Here is a 22,190-nt window from a genome sequence, read left to right as displayed (position 1 = left end):
GGTCACTGCATGTCGCGCTGGTTTTCCAGGTCTTCGAGCTCTACACGGTACTGGTGAGCTTCATGTTCATGGTGGAACATGCCCACCAGTTGGCCCTGCTGGTGCACATCCCAGATCCGCACGCCAGCGGCCAGGCCTTCGTGGGACATTCTCGATTCGTCGCGTTCGGTTACTTGGACTGTCATCGGTAAACTCCACTTCTTGGTTGGTTGCGACATTGTGTCGCACACCCCTTTTATAGAGTTTGTTAGCAGGCTAAGTAAGTAAAACCGCCATGAAACAAGTTTCATGTACCGGTGGATATCCCAGGCAAAAAGAAGCCCCGCACAGGGCGGGGCTCCGAGTATTACGGGCTGCAGAGAATCAGTTGCCTTTCACCGCCTTGCCGTCGACCGTGCCATCCTGCAGCACGATCACATACTCCTTGCCATCGGTTTCGACCTGGCGCAATTGCACCAGCAGGTAGTCCCATTCCTTGGCGAACCACAGTTCGGTGATGCGCTTGCTCTGGCTCGGGTCGCGCACGCGCTCGACCTTCACCGCATCGACCTGGCCGGTCTTGGTGGTGACTTTCTCGGTGCCCAGGACGCGGAAGTCGTAGGTGTCGATCTCGTCACCGTCGACCACCTGGTAGGTCATGCTTTTCTTGCCAGCGGCCACGTCATGCTGCAGTGCCAGCTGGTAGGAGGACTTGTCCAGCACGCCGCGGTTGAGCGGCAGGCTGATTGCGTCACCGCGGTCGCTGCCGGTCACTTTCTTGGCGTTCCAGTCGAAGTTCAGGTCGACCTTCTTGGCCTTGCCCAGGCCGCCGCGTTCGAAGTGATACTTCTGCGGCAACAGTGTGTCGTTGTCCAGGCGCAGGGTGCTTTGCTCGGTCAGGCTGGCGATCATCATGGAAGCCTTGAAGTTAAGGTCCCAGGTGCCGTTGGCATTCTTGACCAGGCTGCGCTCGGCAGTCCCGCTCATGGGCAATTGCTTCCAGTCGGCGGTGTAGCTGGCCGAGAAAGGCTTCAGGTCAGCTGCCTGGAGGGGCAGGGCAAGCACGGCAAGAGCCAAGAGCAGGGCGCGACGCATAATTTCTCCTAGGGTCGAATCAAATGACCACTGGCCGGCAGGGGCTGGCCATCCAGTAACGCACCCTGTTCACCCAGGCGCAAGCGCCCCTCGGCAAACCAGTGCACTGCCAGCGGGTAGATCTGGTGTTCCTGGTGGTGTACCCGTTGCGCCAGGCTTTCAGCTGTATCAGCTGGCGCGACCGGTACCACTGCCTGTACGACCAGAGGGCCGCCATCGAGTTCCTCGGTGACGAAGTGTACGCTGCAGCCATGCTCGGTGTCGCCCGCTTCCAGCGCCCGTCGGTGGGTATGCAGGCCCTTGTACTTGGGCAGCAGCGACGGGTGGATATTGAGCAGGCGGCCTTGGTAATGGCGCGCGAAGCCACCACTGAGGATGCGCATGAAACCGGCCAGTACCACCAGGTCCGGGGCGAAACCGTCGATGCGCGCCATCAGCGCATCATCGAAGGCTTCGCGGCCGTCGAAAGCAGTGTGGTCCAGCACGGCAGTGGCGATGCCGGCCGCCGCAGCCCGTTGCAGGCCGTAGGCATCGGCGCGGTTGGAAATCACCGCGGCGATGCGTACTGGGCTGGTTTCACCGCGGCAGCTGTCGATCAAAGCTTGCAGGTTGCTGCCGGAACCCGACAGCAGTACCACGACATTGCAGGGCGAACTTGGCATCAGTGTGCCTTGAGGTTCTGCAGCTCGACCTGGGCAGCGCCTTCGGCGGCCTGCTCGATGCGGCCGATGACCCACGGCTGCTCGCCTTCGGCGCGCAGGACGTTGAGGGCGGCTTCGACCTGGTCCTGGGCTACGCAGATGACCATGCCGACGCCGCAGTTCAGCACGCGGTGCATTTCGTGTTCATCGACGTTGCCTTTTTCCTGCAGGAAGTCGAACACGACCGGGCGCTGCCAGCTGGCCACGTCAACCACGGCCTGGGCGTTTTTCGGCAGGACGCGCGGGATGTTGTCCAGCAGGCCGCCACCGGTGATGTGGGCCATGGCCTTGACCGCGCCGGTCTGCTTGATCAGTTGCAGCAGCGGCTTGACGTAGATGCGGGTCGGCGCCATCAGCAGGTCGGTCAGCGGCTTGCCGTCGAGCTGGGTGTTCTCGATGTCGGTGCCGGACACTTCGAGGATCTTGCGGATCAGCGAGTAACCGTTGGAGTGCGGGCCGGAGGAGGGCAGGGCGATCAGCGCGTCGCCAGTGGCGACCTTGGAGCCGTCGATGATCTCGGCCTTTTCCACCACGCCGACGCAGAAGCCGGCCAGGTCGTAGTCTTCGCCTTCGTACATGCCTGGCATTTCGGCGGTTTCGCCGCCGACCAGGGAGCAGCCAGCCAGTTCACAGCCGGCGCCGATGCCGGTGACCACGGTGGCGGCCACGTCGACGTTGAGCTTGCCGGTGGCGTAGTAGTCGAGGAAGAACAGCGGCTCGGCGCCGCAGACCACCAGGTCGTTGACGCACATGGCGACCAGGTCCTGGCCGATGCTGTCGTGCTTGTTCAGGTTCAGCGCCAGGCGCAGCTTGGTGCCGACGCCGTCGGTGCCGGAGACCAGCACAGGCTGTTTGTAGCCGGCCGGGATCTCGCAGAGGGCGCCGAAGCCACCCAGGCCACCCATGACTTCAGGGCGTGCGGTGCGTTTTGCCACGCCCTTGATGCGTTCGACCAGTGCTTCGCCGGCGTCGATGTCTACACCGGCGTCCTTGTAGCTCAGGGAGGGTTGCTTGCTCATTGATCCAGGCCTTTAAGAGGGAGGGATTCGTAAAAACGACCGTGACGGCCAAGGCCGGCGGGGAGGCACGGCTGCCTGAAACGTCAGAGGTCTGTGAAGGCGCGCGATTTTATCAGGGTTGCCGGGCAGCGGCCATCCTCAGGCCGACGGGCAGGGCAGGAAATGGTGAAAATCATGGCAAAGCCGAGCACCTTGTGGGAGCCGGCTTGCCGGCGATAGGGCCCGAACAGGCTGCCCAAGGCGACCGTGTTGTGCCTGTACCGGCCCCATCGCCGGCAAGCCGGCTCCCACACAGATCGCGCAAGCGATCTCATGCCTATATAAGGTAAAGGGAGCACTTTGCCCTCAGCAATGGTCCCACCCTGCGCTACGCTCACGTTGCTCCGTGTTATCTGGACAGGAATCCCCCATGCGTCTTTCCTACATTCTGGCCGCCACCTGCCTGGCGCTGGTCTCGCTCACCACGCAGGCCGAAACCGTCTCCAGCCTGTATCAGGTGCGTGAGCCGGTCGAAGGGCAGGGCGCCGAGGCCCGTGCCGCCGCCACCGTCAAAGCCCTCGATACCCTGGTGCTGCGCCTGACCGGCGACCCCAAGGCGGCGCAGAGCCCGGCGCTGGCCGAGCTGCGCAAGGACCCGCAACAAATCATCAACCAGATCGGCAGCGAGGCGGGCCCGCCCGAGTCGGTGATGGTCGAGTTCGACCCAGGCAGCACCGAGCGGGCCCTGCGCAAGGCCGGGCTGGCGCTGTGGGGCAGCAACCGGCCTTCGATGCTCGGTTGGTGGCTCAACGACAGTGCCGAGGGCAGCAACCTGGTGGGCGATGGCCAGGCCAGCGCCCAACCCCTGCGCCGTGCCGCCCAGCACCGCGGGCTGCCGCTGCGCTTGCCGCTGGCCGACCTGCAGGAGCAACTGGTGGCCAATGCCAAGCAACTGGAAGGCAGCGACCCCGCGCCGCTGCGCCAGGCTGCCGAGCGTTACGGCGCCGATGCCCTGCTGGCGGTGCATGCCCAGCAAGCTGACGGTAAATGGCAAGGCAAGTGGCAGCTATGGCTGGGCAAGCAGCACGAGCAAGGCAGTGTCGAAGGTGCCGACGAGGCCGCCCTGGCCGACGCGGTGATGCTGGCGGTGAGCAGCCGCCTGGCGCCGCGCTACGTGACCCGGCCTGGCGCCAGCAGCCGCCTGCAGCTGCAGGTGCAGGGCATGAACCTGCAGCGCTATGCCGAACTGGGCCGTGTGCTCGAACCTTACGGCCCACGCCTGAAGATGGCCGATGGCAAGACCCTGACCTACGCCGTTACCGCCGACCGCGAGCAACTGCGCGCCCAGCTCGGCCTGGCCAAGCTGCAGGAATTGCCGGCCGAGCAGGCACCCGTGACGCCGCCAGCGCCCGCGCCTGACACAACCTCACCGACGGGCCAGCCCGCCGCCAGCCCGCCTGTAGCCAAGCCGTTCGACGGCTTGCGCTTCCGCTGGTAAGGAGAGGCAAAGATGCTCGATACCCGTCGCTGGATCTGGCTGGGCGCGGCCCTGCTGATCGCCGTGCTTCTCTATAGCTTGCACAACATCCTCTCGCCGTTTTTGGTGGGCATTCTGCTGGCCTACCTGGCTGACCCTCTGGTCGACCGCCTGGAACGCCTGGGGCTTTCACGCACCTGGGGTGTGGTGGTGGTGTTCAGCCTGTTCACCCTCATCCTGCTGGCCCTGCTCCTGGTCCTGGTGCCCATGCTGGCCAAGCAGCTGTTGCGCCTCTATGAGCTGGCGCCACAGATGCTCGACTGGTTGCAGCACGAGGCGCTGCCCTGGGTACAGCACCGCCTGGGGCTGGCCGATGGCTTCTGGAAGTTCGACAAGATCAAGGCGGCGATTGGCGAACACATGGGCCAGACCACCGATATCGTCGGCGTCCTGCTGTCCCAGGCCACCGCGTCGAGCCTGGCGCTGCTGGCCTGGCTGGCCAACCTTGTGCTGATCCCGGTAGTGGGTTTCTACCTGCTGCGCGACTGGGACGTGATGATGGCCAAGCTGCGCGGCCTGCTGCCGCGTCAGCGTGAGTCGCAGGTGGTGGGGTTGGCCGGGGAATGCCATGAGGTGCTGGGGGCGTTCGTGCGCGGCCAGTTGATGGTGATGCTGGCCCTGGGGGTCATCTATTCCGCCGGCTTGATGCTGGTGGGGCTGGAGCTGGGGCTGCTGATCGGCATGCTGGCAGGCTTGGCAGCCATCGTGCCGTACATGGGCTTCATCATCGGTATCGGTGCGGCGCTGGTCGCCGGGCTGTTCCAGTTTGGCGGCGATCTGTACCCGATGCTGGGAATCGTCGCGGTGTTCATGGTCGGGCAGGCGCTGGAAGGCATGGTGCTGACGCCGTTGCTGGTCGGCGACCGGATCGGCCTGCATCCGGTGGCGGTGATCTTCGCTATTCTCGCCGGCGGCGAGCTGTTCGGGTTCACGGGTGTGTTGCTGGCATTGCCGGTCGCTGCGGTGATCATGGTGCTGTTGCGGCATGTGCATGATGTCTACAAAGAGTCGGGCATGTATGCCGGTGATATCGATCCTGAGTTGTGAAAGTGGGGCAGCGCTGCGGCCCTTTCGCCGGCAAGCCGGCTCCCACAGGGTGCAGCGGTACTGCCACTGTCGGAGCCGGCTTGCCGGCGAAAGGGCTGAACAGCCGCCCCAGACAGTGCAACTTGTTGATTTTGCTTATGCTATTTGCCTGGGCGATTGTGCCCCCCGCGTTGCGGGTATAGACTTTGCACACCGTTCATTTAAGGCCCCCTGTGGTCCTCCCGACCGCCCGCCAGCATGAAACCACCGATCCAGTTGCCCCTGGGTGTGCGTCTGCGTGATGACGCCACCTTCATCAACTATTACCCGGGCGCCAATGCCGCGGCATTGGGCTATGTCGAGCGGTTATGCGAAGCCGACGCCGGCTGGACCGAAAGCCTCATCTACCTGTGGGGTAAGCAGGGCGTTGGCCGCAGTCACCTGTTGCAGGCCGCCACCCACCGTTTCCAGCAGCGCGGCGAACCTGCCGTGTACTTGCCGCTGGCACAATTGCTCGACCGTGGCGTGGAACTGCTCGACTACCTGGCGCAGTACGAACTGGTGTGCATCGATGACCTGCATGTGATCGCAGGCAAGGCGGATTGGGAAGAGGCGATGTTCCATCTGTTCAATCGCCTGCGCGACAGCGGTCGGCGCCTGCTGCTGGCCGCATCGGCTTCGCCCCGGGAACTGCCGATCAAGCTGCCTGACCTCAAGTCGCGCCTGACCCTTGCCCTGGTATTCCAGATGCGCGGCCTCTCCGATGAAGACAAGTTGCGAGCCCTGCAACTGCGTGCTTCGCGACGTGGCCTGCACCTGACCGATGAAGTCGGCCATTTCATCCTGACCCGCGGCACCCGCAGCATGAGTGCGCTTTTCGACCTGCTCGAACGCCTCGATCAGGCTTCGTTGCAGGCGCAACGCAAGCTGACGATCCCATTCCTGAAAGAGACTCTCGGCTGGTAAGCCCCGTCTTTGCTGGGCTGCGGGCGAAAAACAAAAAAGTCACATGTTTTTCGATAAAATTTGCAAATGGTCCCGATAGAAGGCATAGTTTCCCCCTTCTAAAGGATTACAGACACGGTCGTGCCCATGCTCAAGCGCTTTGCACCCCTCGTGCCACTCGCACTCGTGACCCTGCTGATTGGCTGCGCGGCCCAAGCCCCAGTTTCCCAGCCACAGGATCACACCTCGGTCGCCCGCCAGGCGGGGATCGATGCCAAGGCTTCTCCTTCGTCGGTATTCGGTGAAGAGATGCAGGCTACCGAAGATGACCTGGAGGCCTTCTCCAGCAGCAAGCCTTACCAACTGCCGGTCCTGGCCGACAGCATCCTCGAACGCGGCATGTCGCTGATCGGCACCCGCTACCGCTTCGGCGGCACCACCGAGGCCGGTTTCGATTGCAGCGGTTTCATCGGCTACCTGTTCCGCGAAGAAGCTGGCATGAACCTGCCACGTTCGACCCGCGAAATGATCAACGTCGACGCGCCCAAGGTTGCCCGCAACAAGCTCAAGCCAGGTGATCTGCTGTTCTTCAGCACCAATGGCCGTGGCCGCGTCAGCCACGCCGGTATCTACCTGGGCGACAATCAGTTCATCCACTCCAGCAGCCGCCGCAGCGGTGGCGTGCGCATCGACAATCTCGGTGACCGCTACTGGAGCAAGACCTTCATCGAAGCCAAGCGTGCCTTGGCCATGGCGCCGGCCAGCAATATCGCGCGCAACTGATATCAATATGCTATATCCTGCCACGGCGGCGATGCTTAAAAGCTCGCCGCCGTGCGCGTTTACAAAAAGCGTCTAATCTAAATTCTCAACACTTTTCGGCTGCGGCCCTGCGGTCTCAGACAGGATGTTCTGGCCATGGCGATAATGGCGCGCTTCGCATTCTTTTCCCTGGTGGCATTGCTCGCCGCCTGCTCCAGCCGTGCCCCGGCACCGGCCCCCGTGGCCAAGCCACAGGTCACCTACGCCCCTGCCGCCACCTCGCCGATAGCCGATGACGTGCTCATCCGCGCCATTGGCCTGGTGGGCACCCCTTATCGCTGGGGCGGCAATACCCCCGATTCCGGTTTCGATTGCAGTGGTCTGATCGGCTATGTCTACCGCGATGCCGCCGCCATCAGCCTGCCGCGCACGACCCGCGAGATGATCGTCATGCGCGCGCCCACTGTTGCTTCCAATGCGCTGCAATCGGGCGATCTGGTGTTCTTCGCCACCGGTGGCGGTTCGCAGGTCAGCCATGCAGGCATCTACGTGGGTGAGGGGCGCTTCGTGCATGCGCCTTCGGCAGGTGGCACGGTGCGTCTGGACTACCTGTCCAACAGCTACTGGTCCAAGGCCTACCTGCAAGCCAAGCGGGTGATTCCACCAGGGCACCTGGCGCAGAACCCTTGAGCGCAGCGGGTGGCTATCGCACTTTGCTCACCCGCCAGACCACATTGCCCACATCATCAGCCACCAGCACCCCTCCGTGCTGATCGCTGGCGACCCCGACCGGCCGCCCCATGGCCTTGCCCTGGTCATCGAGGAATCCGCTCAGCAGGTCTTGCGGTTTGCCTGCCGGCTTCCCGGCGCTGTCGAACGGCACGAAGATCACCTTGTAGCCACTGTGCGGCTTGCGATTCCACGACCCATGCTGGCCAATGATCGCGCCTTGCCCAAAGGGCGATGGCAGGGCCCCCGGCTCGATGAACATCAGCCCCAGTGACGCGGTGTGCGGGCCCACGGCATAGTCCGGCGCCAGGGCCTGCGCGACCTTTTGTGGATCCTGCGGTTTTACCCGCTCGTCCACATGCTGCCCGTAGTAGCTGTACGGCCAGCCATAGAAACCACCGTCCTTGACCGAGGTGATGTAGTCAGGCACCAGGTCGCTGCCGATCTCGTCGCGTTCGTTGACTGCCGTCCACAAGGCGCCGCTGCGGGGTTCCCAGGCCAAACCATTGGGGTTGCGCAGCCCTGAGGCATAGATCCGGTGCTGGCCGCTGGCCGGGTCCACTTCCCAGATCGCTGCGCGGCCTTGCTCCTGATCCATGCCGTTCTCACCGACGTTGCTGTTCGACCCCACGGTGACGTACAGCTTGGTGCCAGCGGGGTTGGCAATCACATTCTTGGTCCAGTGGTGGTTGAGCGGGCCACCCGGCAGATCGACGACCTTCTGGCCTTGCTCGCGGATCTGCATGGCGCCGGGTTCGTAGTGGAAGCGCAGCAACCGATCGGTATCGGCGACGTAGAAATCCTTGCCTACCAGCACCATGCCAAAGGGTGAATTGAGGCCTTCGATGAAGGTGCTGCGCATTTCCGCGACACCGTCGTGGTCGGCATCGCGCAGCAGCGTTATGCGGTTGGGGCTGGGCACGGCCGCGCCTGCACGTTTCATCGCCTTGCCCATGACCCAGCCACGGATCCCCTTGCCGTCTTCCGGCTTGGGCGGGGCGTTGGTTTCGGCCACGAGCACGTCGCCATTGGGCAATACGTACAGCCAGCGAGGATGATCGAGCCCGTCGGCGAAAGCGGTGACCTGGGTGCCCGGTGCCGCCATCGGCTTGCGCCCCTCCGGCCAGCCGATGGCGGGGGCGATGTTGACGGTCGGAATCAGCGTCTTGTCAGGGGCGGGCAGCTGCGGCGCAGGGCCTGTGCCGTCGATCACCTCCAGGTGGGCGGTGTCGCCACAACCTGCCAGGCAGGCGCCGAGCGCCCATGGTAAGACTCTGTACATGCGCTTCATGGTCACCACCCTCGGAGTTTGGTCCATGACTAATCTGAGCTTGCCCCGTTGCCGGTGGTTCACTCGGGCGAGGCTGCAGTCGCCCATGAGCAAATCGCCCCGGTCGATTGACGCTCCCGGTGCAACCCTCTAACCTTCGCGGCGTGTTTCAGGTGCCCTGCCAGCCTCGACTGGGCAGGGTGAAACTGGGAAGCCGGTGGGCGCCAGCAAGGCGCGATTCCGGCGCTGCCCCCGCAACGGTAGGTGAGTAGCAGGCCGCGCACGGCCACTGGATGCCAGCATCCGGGAAGGCGCGCAGGCTTGGGCCAAGGCCCGCTCACGAGCCCGGAGACCGGCCTGTCACTGCCAACGGCATCACGGAGGGTGATGCGCGGTGCACTGTGGCGTCCGGCCACGGCCCCTGCGCGTTCTCCGTCTGCCTGTCTATCGACCTGTCGCCGCGTCAATCGTGGCGTCAGCCTGCGGAGAACCCTGATGAGCGAACCCACCGACCGCGACGAACGCCACCTCGCGCGCATGCAGCGCAAGAAGGCGATCATCGACGAGCGCATCGCCAATTCCCCTAATGAATGCGGCCTGTTGCTGGTGCTGACCGGCAATGGCAAGGGCAAGAGCAGCTCGGCCTTCGGCATGCTTGCCCGCGCCCTTGGCCACGGCATGCAGTGTGGTGTGGTGCAGTTCATCAAGGGCCGCAACAGCACCGGCGAGGAGCTGTTCTTCCGGCGCTTCCCGGAGCAGGTGCGCTACCACGTGATGGGCGAAGGCTTCACCTGGGAAACCCAGGACCGCCAGCGCGACATCGCCGCCGCGGAAGCGGCCTGGGCCGTTTCCCGCCAGTTGCTGCAGGACCCGTCGGTGCAGTTCGTGGTGCTCGATGAGCTGAACATCGCCCTCAAGCACGGCTACCTCGACCTTGACCAGGTGCTCGGCGACATCCAGGCCCGGCCACCGATGCAGCACGTGATCGTCACCGGCCGCGCGGCCAAGCCCGAAATGATCGAACTGGCCGATACCGTCACCGAGATGGGCATGCTCAAGCACGCCTTCCAGGCCGGTATCCGCGCCCAGAAGGGCGTGGAACTGTGACTCAGGGCCGCCATTGCCCGGCCGTATTGATCGCGGCACCCGCCTCTGGCCAGGGCAAGACCACTGTCACCGCCGCCTTGGCACGCCTGCACCGCAACCTTGGGCGCAAGGTGCGGGTGTTCAAGTGCGGGCCAGACTTTCTCGACCCGATGATCCTCGAACGGGCCAGCGGTGCGCCGGTGTACCAGCTCGACCTGTGGATGATCGGTGCGCAGGAAAGCCGCCGCCTGCTGTGGGAAGCGGCAGGCGAGGCCGACCTGATCCTCATCGAAGGGGTAATGGGCCTGTTCGACGGCACGCCGTCGAGCGCCGACCTGGCGCGCCACTTCGGCGTGCCGGTGCTGGCCGTGATCGACGGTACGGCCATGGCCCAGACCTTTGGTGCCCTGGCCCTGGGCCTGGCGCGTTATCAGGCCGACCTGCCATTCGCCGGCGTGTTGGCCAACCGGGTCGGTAGCCTGCGCCACGCACAGCTGCTGGAAGGCAGCTTGACCGAGGGCCTGCGCTGGTATGGCGGTCTTTCGCGCGAGCGCGGCATCGAGCTGCCCAGCCGCCACCTGGGCCTGGTGCAGGCGAGCGAACTGAATGACCTGGATGCGCGCCTGGACGCCGCCGCCGAAGCCCTGGGCGCCAGCTGCGACGCCGCCTTGCCACCGCCAGTGGCCTTCGCCGAGCCTGAGCCGCAAGTGTGCGCTGCATCGCTGGCCGGCGTGCGCATCGGCGTGGCGCAGGATGAAGCGTTTGCCTTCACCTACGGTGCCAACCTCGATCTGCTGCGCACGCTCGGCGCGCAGCTCGAATTCTTCTCGCCACTGCACGACCGTGCGCTGCCGGAGGTGGACAGCCTGTACCTGCCAGGCGGTTATCCGGAACTGCACCACCACGCGCTGGCTGCCAACACGTCGATGTGCAAGGCGATCCGTGCCCACCATGACGCCGGCAAGCCCTTGCTGGCCGAATGTGGCGGCATGCTTTACCTGCTCGATGCCTTGACCGATGTGGCGGGCGAACGCGCCGAGCTGCTTGGCCTGCTGACGGGCGAAGCGACCATGCAGAAGCGCCTGGCGGCCCTGGCCCTGCAATCGGTGGAATTGCCGGAAGGGATCCTGCGCGGCCACACCTATCATCATTCGCTGACCAGCACCGACCTCGAGCCGATTGCCCGCGGCCTGAGCCCCAATGGTGGGCGCGGCAACGAAGCGGTCTATCGCCTGGGCCGCCTGACGGCCTCCTACGTACACTTCTATTTCCCCTCCAACCCCGATGCGACGGCGGCGCTCTTGCAACCATGAGCGAACACGCCTACAGCGCCGCCGAGCGCGCCGCGATCTACCGGGCGATCGGTGAGCGCCGTGACATGCGCCACTTCGCTGGCGGGACGGTAGCCCCTGAACTGCTTGGCCGCTTGCTCGCGGCCGCGCATCAGGCGCCCAGTGTCGGCCTGATGCAGCCCTGGCGCTTCATCCGTATCAGTCAGCGTGACCTGCGCCAACGCATTCAGGCGCTGGTCGAGCAGGAGCGGGTGCGCACGGCCGAGGCCCTGGGCGAGCGTTCCGACGACTTCATGAAGCTCAAGGTCGAAGGCATCAATGACTGTGCCGAAGTGCTGGTGGCCGCCTTGATGGACAACCGCGAGCCCCATGTTTTCGGCCGCCGCACCCTGCCCGAGATGGACCTGGCCTCGCTGGCCTGCGCCATCCAGAACCTGTGGCTGGCGGCGCGGGCCGAAGGTCTGGGCATGGGGTGGGTATCGCTGTTCGACCCGCAGGCGCTGGCCGAACTGCTGGGCATGCCCGCCGGGGCGAAGCCTGTGGCGGTGCTGTGCCTGGGGCCGGTGACCGCGTTCTACCCGGCACCCATGCTGGCCCTGGAACACTGGGCCGAGGAACAGCCCTTGAGTGAAATGCTCTTTGAAAACCAATGGGGAGAGCGCCCATGAGCGTGGCCTTGCTTACTGTGGCCGGCGTGGCCCTGGATGCCTTGCTGGGCGAGCCGCAGCGGCGCCACCCGCTGGTGGCCTTCGGTAACCTGGCGTCGAGCCTTGAGCAGCGCCTGAATGCGGGTGGCCGCGGCTGGCGCAGCCATGGCGTGAGCGCCTGGTTCCTGGCCGTGGTGCCACTGACCCTGGTGGCGTTGATTCTGTCCTGGCTGCCCTACATCGGCTGGCTGGTGGATGTGCTGGCGCTGTATTGCGCGCTGGGCCTGCGCAGCCTTGGCGAGCACGTGCTGCCGGTGGCCAACGCCTTGCGCCAGGGCGACCTGGAGGAGGCGCGGCGGCGTGTCGGCTACCTGGTCAGCCGCGAGACGCGCGAGCTGGATGAGCCGGCCGTGGCCCGGGCGGCCACTGAGTCGGTGCTGGAGAACGGCAGCGATGCGGTATTCGCCGCGTTGTTCTGGTTCATCGTCGCCGGCGCGCCCGGGGTGGTGCTGTATCGCCTGAGCAATACCCTGGATGCGATGTGGGGTTACCGCAACGAACGCTTCGAGCGCTTCGGCTGGTGCGCGGCACGTATCGACGACGTGCTGAACTATATTCCTGCCAGGTTGGTGGCCTTGACCTACGCACTGCTCGGCAAGACCCGCCGGGCGCTGGCCTGCTGGCGCAAGCAAGCCCCTTTGTGGGATAGCCCCAATGCTGGCCCGGTCATGGCGGCGGGCGCCGGGGCCCTGGCGGTCGAGCTCGGTGGCCCGGCTGTGTACCACGGCGAGCTGCACGAGCGCCCCCGCCTGGGTGAAGGTCCGATGGCCGATGCCGACGCCATCGAGCGCGGCTGGAGCCTGGTGCAGCGCGGCGTGTGGCTGTGGCTGCTGCTGATTTGCCTGGGAGCGTACCTCGATGCTTGAACATGGTGGCCGCCTGTTGCGGGCGATACGCCAATACGGGATTGCGCGTGAAGACTGGCTCGACCTGTCCAGTGGGATCGCGCCCTGGCCTTATCCGATCCCGGTGATCCCGCAGGATGCCTGGGCGCGTTTGCCGGAAACGGACGACGGCCTTGAGGCTGCGGCATGCCGTTATTACGGCGCACACCAAGTGTTGGCGGTGGCCGGTTCGCAAGCGGCAATCCAGGCCTTGCCGCACTTGCGCCCGCGCGGGCGCGTCGGTGTGCTGTCGCCGTGCTATGCCGAGCATCCGCACGCCTGGCAACGCGCCGGGCATACGCTGATCGAACTGCAGCAGGACCAGGTCGAGGCGACCCTCGACAGCCTCGACGTGCTGGTGCTGGTCAACCCCAACAACCCGACCGGCCAGCGCGTGCCCCGCGAGCGCCTGCTGCACTGGCACGCCCGCCTGGCCGCGCGCGGCGGCTGGCTGCTGGTCGACGAAGCGTTCATGGACAACACCCCCGCGCACAGCGTGGTCGACTGCGCCGAGCGCCCCGGCCTGATCGTGCTGCGCTCGTTCGGCAAGTTCTTCGGCCTGGCTGGGGTGCGGCTGGGCTGCGTGGCAGCCGAACTGCCGCTGTTGCAGCGCCTGGCCGACAGCCTTGGGCCGTGGACCGTCAGCGGCCCGACCCGCGTGCTGGCCCAGGCGTGCTTCGCCGATGAGGCCGCGCATCAGGCGCAGATCGAGCGCTGCGCCCAGGCCAGCCAACGCTTGGCCACGCTTTTGCAGCACAACGGCCTGGCGCCCAGCGGCGGCTGCGATCTTTTCCAGTACGTGCGTAGCGAACGTGCTTCGCACCTTTACGATTTTCTCGCCCGCCGCGGCATTCTGGTCCGCCTGTTCGAGCAGCCTGCTGCCGTGCGCCTGGGCCTGCCTGCCGGCGAAGCCGATGAACAGCGCCTGGCCCAGGCGCTGGCCGCTTATCAGAAGGAAACGGCATGACCACGCTCATGGTGCAAGGCACCACCTCCGATGCCGGCAAAAGCACGCTGGTCACTGCCCTGTGCCGCTGGCTGCTGCGCCAGGGCATCGGTGTGGTGCCGTTCAAACCCCAGAACATGGCGCTCAACAGCGCGGTGACCGCCGACGGTGGCGAGATCGGCCGTGCCCAGGCGGTACAGGCCCAGGCCTGCCGCTTGGCGCCTCACACCGACATGAACCCGGTGCTGCTCAAGCCCAACAGCGACACCGGCGCCCAGGTGATCATCCATGGCCGCGCGGTCACCAGCATGAATGCGGTGGCCTATCACGACTACAAGGTCGTTGCCATGCAGGCAGTGCTGGCCTCGCACCAGCGCCTGGAGGCGGCCTATCCGGTGGTGATGGTCGAAGGGGCGGGCTCGCCGGCGGAGATCAACCTGCGCGCCGGCGACATCGCCAACATGGGTTTTGCCGAAGCGGTCGACTGCCCGGTGATCCTGATTGCCGACATCAACCGTGGTGGCGTCTTCGCCCACCTGGTCGGCACCCTGGAGCTGCTGTCGCCCAGCGAACAGGCGCGGATCAAGGGCTTCGTCATCAATCGCTTTCGCGGTGACATTGCCCTGCTGCAGCCCGGCCTGGACTGGCTGGAGGCGCGCACCGGCAAACCTGTGCTGGGCGTGCTGCCCTACGTCACCGACCTGCACCTGGAGGCGGAAGACGGCATCGACGTGCGCCAGGGCAGCAAGGATGAGCGTGTGCTCAAGGTGATCGTCCCGGTGCTGCCGCGCATCAGTAACCACACCGATCTCGACCCGCTGCGCCTGCACCCGCAGGTGGACCTGCAATTCATCGGCCCCGGCCAACCGATTCCGCCGGCCGACCTGATCATCCTGCCCGGCTCCAAGAGCGTGCGCAGCGACCTGGCGCACCTGCGCGAGCGTAGCTGGGACACGGCCATCGCCCGGCACCTGCGCTACGGCGGCAAGCTGATCGGGATTTGCGGCGGCCTGCAGATGCTCGGCCGCGAAGTGCACGACCCGCTCGGCCTGGAAGGGCCAGCCGGCTCAAGCCCGGGGCTGGGGCTGCTCGACTACGCCACGGTGCTCGAAGCCGAAAAGCAGCTGCGCAATGTGGCTGGCACCTTGAACCTCGAAGGCTCGCCGGTGGCAGGCTATGAGATTCATGCCGGTGTCACCACAGGCGCAGCGCTGCAGCACCCCGCTGTGCAGCTTGCCGATGGCCGCAGTGACGGTGCTGTCAGTGCCGACGGGCAAATCCTCGCCACCTATCTGCATGGCCTGTTCGAAGGCAGCCAGTCGTGCGCCGCACTGCTGCGCTGGGCCGGCCTCGAAGCGGTGCAGACCATCGATTACGAAGCCCTGCGCGAACGCGACATCGAGCGCCTGGCCGACCTGGTGGAACAGCATCTGGATAACGCCCGGCTGCGCCAATTGTGTGGAGTCGCCTGACATGCTCAATCTCATCCTTGGCGGCGCCCGCTCGGGCAAGAGCCGCCTGGCCGAACAGCTGGCGAGCGACAGCGGCCTGCCAGTGACCTACATCGCCACCAGCCAGGCGCTGGACGGCGAAATGAACGAGCGGGTGCAACTGCACCGGCAGCGCCGGCCTGCCGAGTGGGGGCTGATCGAAGAGCCGCTGGCGCTGGCCGCCGTGCTGCGTGCCGAAGCCGCCGAAGGGCGCTGCCTGCTGGTGGACTGCCTGACCCTGTGGCTGACCAACCTGCTGATGCTCGAAGACGAGCAACGCCTGGCCGAAGAGCGAGATGCGCTGCTCGACTGCCTCGAAGAGTTGCCCGGCACGCTCATTCTGGTCAGTAACGAAACGGGCCTGGGCGTCGTGCCCATGGGCGAACTCACACGACGCTACGTCGATCTGGCCGGTTGGCTGCATCAGGCCGTGGCCGAACGTTGCCAGCGCGTGGTACTGACCGTCGCCGGCCTGCCTCTCATGCTCAAAGGACCTGCACTATGAACCAACCCTGGTGGCGTGACGCCTGCCAACCGCTCGACACCGCCGCCATGGAGCAGGCCCGCGCCCGCCAGCAGCAGCTGACCAAACCCGCCGGTTCACTCGGCCAGCTGGAAGGGCTCGCGGTGACGCTGGCCGGTTTGCAAGGGCGTGAGCGGCCGACCCTGGAGCAGGTCGCGATCACGATCTTTGCCGGTGACCATGGCGTGGTCGAGGAGGGCATCTCGGCCTACCCGCAGGCGGTGACCGGGCAGATGCTGCGCAATTTCGTGGGCGGTGGCGCGGCGATCAGCGTACTGGCGCGCCAGCTGCAAGCCAGCCTTGAAGTGATCGACCTGGGGACGGTCGACCCGCACCTGGAACTGGCGGGCGTGCGCCACCTGCGCCTGGGCGCCGGCACGGCCAACTTCGCGCGCCAGCCGGCGATGACCGATGGCCAGTTGCAGGCAGCCCTGCAGGCGGGCCGTGACAGCGTCCGACGCGCGGCCGAAAACGGCGCGCAGCTGTTCATCGGCGGCGAGATGGGCATCGGCAACACCACGGCCGCTGCGGCCCTGGCCTGCATCCTGCTGGGTTGCCCGGCCCGTGACCTCAGCGGCCCAGGCACCGGCCTGGACAGCGCCGGCGTGCGGCACAAGGCCGAAGTGATCGAGCGTGCCCTGGTGCTGCATGGCCTGCGCGCCGACCAGCCCCTGGAGGCCCTGGCCTGCGTCGGTGGCTTCGAGATCGCCGCGTTGGCCGGTGCTTACCTGGCCTGCGCGCAGCAGGGCATCGTGGTGCTGGTGGACGGTTTCATCTGCAGTGTCGCTGCGCTGGTGGCGGTGCACCTCAACCCGCAATGTCGTGCCTGGCTGCTGTTCGCCCACCAAGGCGCCGAGCCCGGGCACAAGGCCCTGCTTGCCGCACTGGACGCCGAACCGCTGCTGGCCCTGGGCCTGCGCCTGGGCGAGGGCAGCGGTGCGGCCCTGGCCGTGCCACTGCTGCGTCTGGCCTGCGCCCTGCACGGGCAGATGGCGACCTTCGCCGAAGCGGCGGTGGCGGACCGCCCGGCATGATCCTCGACCTGCTGCGCCACGGTGAAACCGAGCAAGGCGGCCTGCGCGGCAGCCTCGACGATGCCCTGACCGATAAAGGCTGGTCGCAGATGCGCGCGGCCGTGGTTGCGGCTGGGCCTTGGCAAGTGCTGGTCAGCTCGCCCTTGCAGCGTTGTGCGCGCTTTGCCGACGAACTGGGCGCGCGCCTGGGCCTGCCGGTGCAGCGTGAAGCTGACTTGCAAGAGCTGCATTTCGGCGAGTGGGAAGGGCGCACTGCCCTGCAGATCATGGAAACCCAGGCAGATGAGCTCGGGCGCTTCTGGGCTGACCCTTATGCTTATACGCCGCCTGCTGGCGAGCCGGTCAGCGCCTTCGCCGAGCGTGTCCTGGCGGGCATCGAACGCCTGCGCCGGGTGCACTCAGGCAAGCGCGTGTTGCTGGTCACCCATGGCGGCGTCATGCGCCTGTTGCTGGCGCGGGCCCGTGGCTTGCCCAAGGAGCAACTGTTGCAGGTCGAAGTTGGGCATGGGGCGTTGGTGCAGCTGGATTTGACGGGCAACCTGCTGCGGGAGGTGCGCTGAGATGCTGCCTTTCTGGATCGCCTTGCAGTTTCTCAGCAGCCTGCCGGTACGTTTGCCGGGTATGCCCGAGCCGCAGCAAATGGGGCGCTCGTTGCTGTACTACCCGTTGGTAGGGCTGCTGTTCGGCCTGCTGTTGTGGCTCGCCAGTCACCTGCTGCAGGGGGCGCCGGCGCCGCTGCAGGCGGCCTTGCTGCTGACGCTGTGGGTATTGCTCAGTGGGGCCTTGCACCTGGATGGCCTGGCTGACAGCGCCGATGCCTGGCTGGGCGGGTTCGGCGACCGGGAGCGCACGCTGCAGATCATGAAAGACCCACGCAGCGGGCCGATTGCCGTGGTCACCCTGGTGCTGGTGTTGCTGCTGAAATTCTGCGCCTTGTGGGTGCTGGTCGAGCGCGACGCGGGTGCGTTGCTGGTGCTGGCACCGGTGGTGGGGCGGGCGGCGATGCTTGGGTTGTTCCTTTGCACGCCCTACGTGCGCCCGGGCGGCCTGGGGCAGGCCTTGGCCGAGCACCTGCCACGGCATGCAGCCGTTTGGGTGCTGCTGGCCAGCGTGTTGGGGTGCCTTGTGTTTGCTGGTTGGACTTCGGCCTGGGCGATGCTGGCGGCGCTTGGGGTGTTCTGCTGGTTGCGACGAATGATGTGCCAACGCTTGGGCGGGACGACAGGGGACACCGCCGGGGCTCTGCTGGAGTTGCTGGAGCTCACGGTGCTGCTGGGGCTGGCGCTCAGGCTTTGACGCAGGGTCCGGTGGGCAGTCATTTTCAGCAACGCATCAGCGCCACGTTTCCCACTCAGGCGGAGTATCTTCGGCCTTCTGTCCAATCGGCCAGGGAGGCCTTCCATGTATCGCTGGATCCTTGCCAGCCTGCTGGCGTTGTTCGCTCCGCTCGCCACCGCCGCAGACTTCATCGACTTCTGGAGTGTCCCCCGCCACGGCGGCAACAGTTTCAATCGCCTTCCGCCCGATCAGGCCTACTTCGAGGCCTTGCGCGGCTATGGCGCCAGTTGGGTGCGGCTTTCCTACGATAAATGGCAGCCGGCGCAGCGCGACTTTCTGCTAGGCGATGCCGACCACTACCAGGGCCTGCCCGAAGCGGACCTGGATCGCCTGCGTGCCACCCTTGATCGCGCCCATCAGGCAGGGCTCAAGGTGGTCATCACGCCGCTGTCATTGCCGGGCATGCGCTGGTCGCAGAACAACCAAGGCCAGTTCGACGACCGTTTGTGGCAGGACAAACGCTTCTGGACTCAGGCCGCCGCGTTCTGGCGCGACCTGGCCCGCGAGTTGAAGGACCATCCGGCCATTGCCGCCTACAACCTGATCAACGAACCGGCCCCGGAGAAGCAGGGCGGCCTGGCCGAGCATGCCCCTGCGCAGCAGATGCAGCAGTGGTATGCGCAGGCAAGAGGCGGCTCACGCGACCTGCCAGCGCTGTATCGCCAACTGCTCGCGGCCATCCGCGAAGTGGATACGCGCACGCCCGTCATGGTCGACGCGGGCTGGTATGCAGGCGCCGATGCTTTCAGCTATTGGCCAGAACCGCTGCCGGACGAGCGCGTGCTCTACAGCGTACACATGTACGAGCCCTATGCTGCCACCAGTGCGCCGAACATGGCGCGCAAGCAGCCGTTTGCCTATCCTGGCCCGGTGCCATTCGCGGGCGAGCTTCAGCACTGGGATGGCCAGCGTGTCGGGCAGTACCTTGCCCAGCCGCTGGCATGGGTGGACGCGATGAAGGTGCCACGTTCACGGCTGGTGGTCGGCGAGTTCGGGTGCATGCGGCGCTTGCCAGGGTGTCGGCAGTACCTGGAAGACGTCCTCACGGTACTGGAGCGTAACCGGCTGCATTGGGCCTTCTACAGCTTTCGTGAGGACAGCTGGGATGGCATGGATTACGAACTCGGCTCGGCAAAGGTGCCGGGGCGTTATTGGCAGGCCATCGAGCAGGGCATCCCGGACACTTTGCCCCGGCGCGCCACGGCAGAGTTCGAGCCTATTCGGCAGCGGTTGGCACAATGAAACTTCTTGCAACATCCAGGTTGCGGGTATATACACGTAATCATGTTGACCAGTGAATGCATCTGCACCCATTTGCGTCGTGCCGCCCGCGGGGTGAGCCGACACTACGACGAGGCCCTGGCGGGCTTCGGCATCAACGTTGCCCAGTTTTCCTTGCTGCGTCATCTGCAGCGACTCGATCGCCCCAGTATCACCACGCTGGCCGAGGCCATGGGCCTGGAGCGCAGCACCCTGGGCCGCAACCTGCGTGTGCTGGAGGCCGAGGGCTTGGTGGCCTTGGCTGACGGTGACGACCAGCGTAACCGCGTGGTGCTGTTGACCGAGGCGGGAGCGGCGCGCCTGCGGCTCGCCCATCCGGCATGGGAGCACGCGCAGGCGTCGTTGGTGGAGCACTTGGGCGAAGGGCAGCGTGATGAATTGGTGCGCTTGCTGGAGCGGTTGGCCTGATCGGCTTCGATTGAACGCGGGTATATACCCGCATAACCTTGCGATGTGCTGGAGATAACGACAATGACTTCGGTGTGGCGAACCAGCGGGTGGATTCTGGTAGGGGCGGCATTGATCCTGGCGCTGTCACTGGGTGTCCGGCACGGCTTCGGCCTCTTTCTGGCGCCGATGAGCGCCGATTTTGGCTGGGGCCGCGAGGTGTTCGCCTTCGCCATTGCCCTGCAGAACCTGATCTGGGGCCTGGCTCAACCCTTTGCCGGGGCCCTGGCTGATCGCCTTGGCGCGGCGCGCGTGGTCATCATCGGTGGCATCCTCTATGCCGCTGGCTTGTTGTTGATGAGTACGGCCGATTCGGCCTGGTCGCTGTCGCTCAGTGCAGGCCTGCTGATTGGTATTGGTCTGTCCGGCACGTCGTTTTCGGTCATTCTGGGTGTGGTTGGCCGCGCCGTACCGGCAGAAAAACGCAGCATGGCCATGGGCATCGCCAGCGCCGCCGGTTCGTTTGGCCAGTTCGCCATGCTGCCGGGCACCCTCGGGCTGATCGAATGGCTGGGCTGGTCGGCCGCGTTGCTGGTGCTGGGCCTGTTGGTGGCGTTGATCGTGCCTTTTGTCGGCCTGCTGCGGGATCGTCCGCTGCCGAGCCACGGGGCGGAGCAGACGCTGGGCCAGGCCCTGCGCGAGGCCTGTTCGCATTCCGGCTTCTGGCTGCTGGCCCTGGGCTTCTTTGTCTGTGGTTTCCAGGTGGTGTTCATCGGCGTACACCTGCCGGCCTACCTGGTCGACCAGCATTTGCCGGCGACCACCGGCACCACGGTGCTGGCGCTGGTCGGGCTGTTCAACATCGTTGGCACCTACACCGCCGGTTGGCTGGGCGGGCGGATGTCCAAGCCGCGCCTGTTGACCGCGTTGTACCTGCTGCGGGCGGTGGTGATCGGCTTGTTCCTGTGGGCGCCGGTGAGTGAGGTCAGTGCCTACCTCTTCGGCATTGCGATGGGCCTGCTGTGGCTGTCGACCGTGCCTTTGACCAACGGCACGGTGGCTACGGTATTTGGCGTGCGCAACTTGTCCATGCTTGGTGGCATCGTGTTCCTGTTCCACCAGCTGGGCGCCTTCCTGGGTGGCTGGCTGGGCGGTGTGGTGTATGACCAGACTGGCAACTACGACCTGGTCTGGCAGATCTCGATCCTGCTCAGTCTGCTGGCTGCTGCTCTCAACTGGCCGGTGCGCGAACGCCCGGTCGCTCGCCTGCAGGCGCAAGCCGCATGAACCGCTACCTGGCCCGCGGGCTGCTGCTGGCGGCCGCGGTACTGGCGCTGGCGCTGGTGTGGTGGGGCTGGCACCGGGGCGGGTTGGCGTTGATGCAGCTGGGCATGGGCGTTTGTTAAGCGCTACCCTGCAAGCTCAAGGACTGTCTTGCAGGAGAAACCTTCGATGCGTACACACTGGTTGACGATGCCATTGCTGGCTTTGCTTGCCGCTACTTCGAGCTGGGCTGCCGATTGCCCGGCGCTGTTGCAGGGCAGCTTGCCCGAGCTGCGTGGCAAGGAGCAGGTCGACCTGTGCCAGCGCTTTGCCGGCAAGCCGTTGGTGGTGGTCAATACGGCCAGCTATTGCGGTTTTGCGCCGCAGTTCGAGGGGCTTGAGGCGACGTACAAGGAATATCACGAGCAGGGTTTGGAAATGCTCGGTGTGCCTTCGAATGACTTCAAGCAGGAAGATGCTGACGCGGAGAAGACTGCCAAGGTCTGTTATGCCAATTATGGGGTGACGTTCACCATGACCAAGGCGCAGGCGGTGAGGGGCAAGGATGCGATTCCGCTGTTTGTGGAGCTGGCGCAGCAAAGCAGTGCGCCGAAGTGGAATTTCTACAAGTATGTGGTGGATCGCAAGGGCAAGGTGGTCGGCAACTTCTCCAGCCTGACCAAGCCTGATGATCCGGAGTTCCGGTCGGCGATTGAAAAGGCGATTGCATCGCAGCCTTGAGAATGCCCAAGCAGTTCGGCGTGCTCTTGCTCTTGCTCTTGCTCTTGCTCTTGCTCTTGCTCTTGCTCTTGCTCTTGCTCTTGCTCTTGCTCTTGCTCTTGCTCTTGCTCTTGCTCTTGATCTTGATCTTGATCTTCATGCGAGGTAGTTCAGGCGCCGCAGATTGCGACTTCAGG

At 65.4% G+C, this 22,190-nt stretch carries 25 protein-coding genes and 1 riboswitch; of the genes, 20 read left to right on the top strand and 5 right to left on the bottom strand.

Annotated features, from left to right (window positions below; translation table 11 throughout):
• Positions 1 to 2 precede the first annotated feature (2 nt).
• From PMI38_RS07100 to purM, 4 genes are all read right to left on the bottom strand, one after another.
• On the bottom strand, positions 3 to 185 hold the full coding sequence (locus tag PMI38_RS07100; protein ID WP_008092176.1) for a hypothetical protein: 183 nt from the start codon (positions 183 to 185) through the stop codon (positions 3 to 5).
• Between the two features lie 178 nt (positions 186 to 363).
• On the bottom strand, positions 364 to 1,074 hold the full coding sequence (locus tag PMI38_RS07095) for a DUF3108 domain-containing protein (RefSeq protein WP_008092175.1): 711 nt from the start codon (positions 1,072 to 1,074) through the stop codon (positions 364 to 366).
• A gap of 8 nt (positions 1,075 to 1,082) precedes the next feature.
• On the bottom strand, positions 1,083 to 1,736 hold the full coding sequence (gene purN, locus PMI38_RS07090; RefSeq protein ID WP_008092174.1) for a phosphoribosylglycinamide formyltransferase: 654 nt from the start codon (positions 1,734 to 1,736) through the stop codon (positions 1,083 to 1,085).
• Positions 1,736 to 2,794, bottom strand: coding sequence for a phosphoribosylformylglycinamidine cyclo-ligase (gene purM, locus PMI38_RS07085; protein ID WP_008092173.1), 1,059 nt, complete (start codon positions 2,792 to 2,794; stop codon positions 1,736 to 1,738). The genes purN and purM overlap by 1 nt, the downstream gene beginning before the upstream one ends.
• A 409-nt stretch (positions 2,795 to 3,203) precedes the next feature.
• Between purM and PMI38_RS07080 the strand changes: the two genes are divergently transcribed.
• The 5 genes from PMI38_RS07080 to PMI38_RS07060 all read left to right on the top strand — a co-directional run bounded on the left by PMI38_RS07080 (position 3,204) and on the right by PMI38_RS07060 (position 7,733).
• Positions 3,204 to 4,271: a DUF2066 domain-containing protein gene (locus tag PMI38_RS07080; RefSeq protein ID WP_008092172.1), complete on the top strand. Its 1,068-nt coding sequence runs from the start codon at positions 3,204 to 3,206 to the stop codon at positions 4,269 to 4,271.
• A 12-nt stretch (positions 4,272 to 4,283) separates the two neighbouring features.
• The gene (locus tag PMI38_RS07075; protein WP_008092171.1) at positions 4,284 to 5,357 is read left to right on the top strand and encodes an AI-2E family transporter; all 1,074 of its coding nucleotides are present in this window, start codon (positions 4,284 to 4,286) and stop codon (positions 5,355 to 5,357) included.
• Positions 5,358 to 5,594: 237 nt separating this feature from the next.
• On the top strand, positions 5,595 to 6,302 hold the full coding sequence (hda, locus tag PMI38_RS07070) for a DnaA regulatory inactivator Hda (RefSeq protein ID WP_008092169.1): 708 nt from the start codon (positions 5,595 to 5,597) through the stop codon (positions 6,300 to 6,302).
• Between the two features lie 126 nt (positions 6,303 to 6,428).
• Positions 6,429 to 7,064 carry a C40 family peptidase gene (locus PMI38_RS07065; RefSeq protein WP_008092166.1) on the top strand — a complete coding sequence of 212 codons (636 nt, stop codon included), beginning with the start codon at positions 6,429 to 6,431 and terminating at the stop codon, positions 7,062 to 7,064.
• Between the two features lie 135 nt (positions 7,065 to 7,199).
• Positions 7,200 to 7,733 (top strand): C40 family peptidase, encoded by a 534-nt coding sequence (locus tag PMI38_RS07060; protein ID WP_008092164.1) that lies wholly within the window; start codon positions 7,200 to 7,202, stop codon positions 7,731 to 7,733.
• A 13-nt stretch (positions 7,734 to 7,746) separates the two neighbouring features.
• Here PMI38_RS07060 and PMI38_RS07055 read toward each other — a convergent pair whose 3' ends face one another.
• Complete coding sequence (locus PMI38_RS07055) at positions 7,747 to 9,063, bottom strand: PQQ-dependent sugar dehydrogenase (RefSeq protein WP_008092162.1); 1,317 nt, start codon at positions 9,061 to 9,063, stop codon at positions 7,747 to 7,749.
• Between the two features lie 133 nt (positions 9,064 to 9,196).
• Positions 9,197 to 9,417: riboswitch (cobalamin riboswitch) on the top strand.
• 120 nt (positions 9,418 to 9,537) lie between these two features.
• Between PMI38_RS07055 and cobO the strand changes: the two genes are divergently transcribed.
• The 15 genes from cobO to PMI38_RS06985 all read left to right on the top strand — a co-directional run bounded on the left by cobO (position 9,538) and on the right by PMI38_RS06985 (position 22,014).
• Positions 9,538 to 10,149, top strand: a complete 612-nt coding sequence (gene cobO, locus PMI38_RS07050) for a cob(I)yrinic acid a,c-diamide adenosyltransferase (protein WP_008092160.1) — start codon at positions 9,538 to 9,540, stop codon at positions 10,147 to 10,149.
• Entirely contained in the window at positions 10,146 to 11,441 is a 1,296-nt protein-coding gene (locus PMI38_RS07045; RefSeq protein WP_008092158.1) for a cobyrinate a,c-diamide synthase, read from the top strand. The genes cobO and PMI38_RS07045 overlap by 4 nt, the downstream gene beginning before the upstream one ends.
• Complete coding sequence (gene bluB, locus PMI38_RS07040) at positions 11,438 to 12,088, top strand: 5,6-dimethylbenzimidazole synthase (RefSeq protein WP_008092156.1); 651 nt, start codon at positions 11,438 to 11,440, stop codon at positions 12,086 to 12,088. The genes PMI38_RS07045 and bluB overlap by 4 nt, the downstream gene beginning before the upstream one ends.
• Positions 12,085 to 12,993, top strand: coding sequence for an adenosylcobinamide-phosphate synthase CbiB (gene cbiB / locus PMI38_RS07035; RefSeq protein WP_008092154.1), 909 nt, complete (start codon positions 12,085 to 12,087; stop codon positions 12,991 to 12,993). The genes bluB and cbiB overlap by 4 nt, the downstream gene beginning before the upstream one ends.
• Complete coding sequence (gene cobD / locus PMI38_RS07030) at positions 12,986 to 13,978, top strand: threonine-phosphate decarboxylase CobD (RefSeq protein WP_008092152.1); 993 nt, start codon at positions 12,986 to 12,988, stop codon at positions 13,976 to 13,978. The genes cbiB and cobD overlap by 8 nt, the downstream gene beginning before the upstream one ends.
• On the top strand, positions 13,975 to 15,429 hold the full coding sequence (locus PMI38_RS07025) for a cobyric acid synthase (RefSeq protein WP_008092150.1): 1,455 nt from the start codon (positions 13,975 to 13,977) through the stop codon (positions 15,427 to 15,429). Before cobD ends, PMI38_RS07025 begins: the two co-directional genes overlap by 4 nt.
• 1 nt (position 15,430) lies before the next feature.
• Positions 15,431 to 15,952 carry a bifunctional adenosylcobinamide kinase/adenosylcobinamide-phosphate guanylyltransferase gene (cobU, locus tag PMI38_RS07020; protein WP_008092148.1) on the top strand — a complete coding sequence of 174 codons (522 nt, stop codon included), beginning with the start codon at positions 15,431 to 15,433 and terminating at the stop codon, positions 15,950 to 15,952.
• A complete protein-coding gene (gene cobT / locus PMI38_RS07015; protein ID WP_008092146.1) occupies positions 15,949 to 17,004 on the top strand; it encodes a nicotinate-nucleotide--dimethylbenzimidazole phosphoribosyltransferase in 1,056 nt (351 codons plus the stop codon). The genes cobU and cobT overlap by 4 nt, the downstream gene beginning before the upstream one ends.
• Entirely contained in the window at positions 17,001 to 17,564 is a 564-nt protein-coding gene (gene cobC / locus PMI38_RS07010; RefSeq protein WP_008092143.1) for an alpha-ribazole phosphatase family protein, read from the top strand. The genes cobT and cobC overlap by 4 nt, the downstream gene beginning before the upstream one ends.
• A 1-nt stretch (position 17,565) precedes the next feature.
• The gene (locus tag PMI38_RS07005; RefSeq protein WP_008092141.1) at positions 17,566 to 18,300 is read left to right on the top strand and encodes an adenosylcobinamide-GDP ribazoletransferase; all 735 of its coding nucleotides are present in this window, start codon (positions 17,566 to 17,568) and stop codon (positions 18,298 to 18,300) included.
• A gap of 171 nt (positions 18,301 to 18,471) precedes the next feature.
• The gene (locus tag PMI38_RS07000; RefSeq protein WP_238540173.1) at positions 18,472 to 19,584 is read left to right on the top strand and encodes a glycoside hydrolase family 5 protein; all 1,113 of its coding nucleotides are present in this window, start codon (positions 18,472 to 18,474) and stop codon (positions 19,582 to 19,584) included.
• Between the two features lie 42 nt (positions 19,585 to 19,626).
• A complete protein-coding gene (locus PMI38_RS06995) occupies positions 19,627 to 20,031 on the top strand; it encodes a MarR family winged helix-turn-helix transcriptional regulator (RefSeq protein WP_008092137.1) in 405 nt (134 codons plus the stop codon).
• 63 nt (positions 20,032 to 20,094) lie between these two features.
• On the top strand, positions 20,095 to 21,297 hold the full coding sequence (locus PMI38_RS06990) for an MFS transporter (RefSeq protein WP_008092136.1): 1,203 nt from the start codon (positions 20,095 to 20,097) through the stop codon (positions 21,295 to 21,297).
• Positions 21,294 to 21,416: a hypothetical protein gene (locus PMI38_RS27710; RefSeq protein ID WP_008092135.1), complete on the top strand. Its 123-nt coding sequence runs from the start codon at positions 21,294 to 21,296 to the stop codon at positions 21,414 to 21,416. The genes PMI38_RS06990 and PMI38_RS27710 overlap by 4 nt, the downstream gene beginning before the upstream one ends.
• 46 nt (positions 21,417 to 21,462) lie before the next feature.
• A complete protein-coding gene (locus PMI38_RS06985) occupies positions 21,463 to 22,014 on the top strand; it encodes a glutathione peroxidase (RefSeq protein WP_008092134.1) in 552 nt (183 codons plus the stop codon).
• Positions 22,015 to 22,190: the final 176 nt, after the last annotated feature.

It is taken from the genome of Pseudomonas sp. GM84 (assembly GCF_000282535.1).
Lineage (GTDB): Bacteria > Pseudomonadota > Gammaproteobacteria > Pseudomonadales > Pseudomonadaceae > Aquipseudomonas.
Note: the sequence above shows the minus strand (reverse complement) of the source record. Positions and strands in the feature narration are given on the sequence as shown.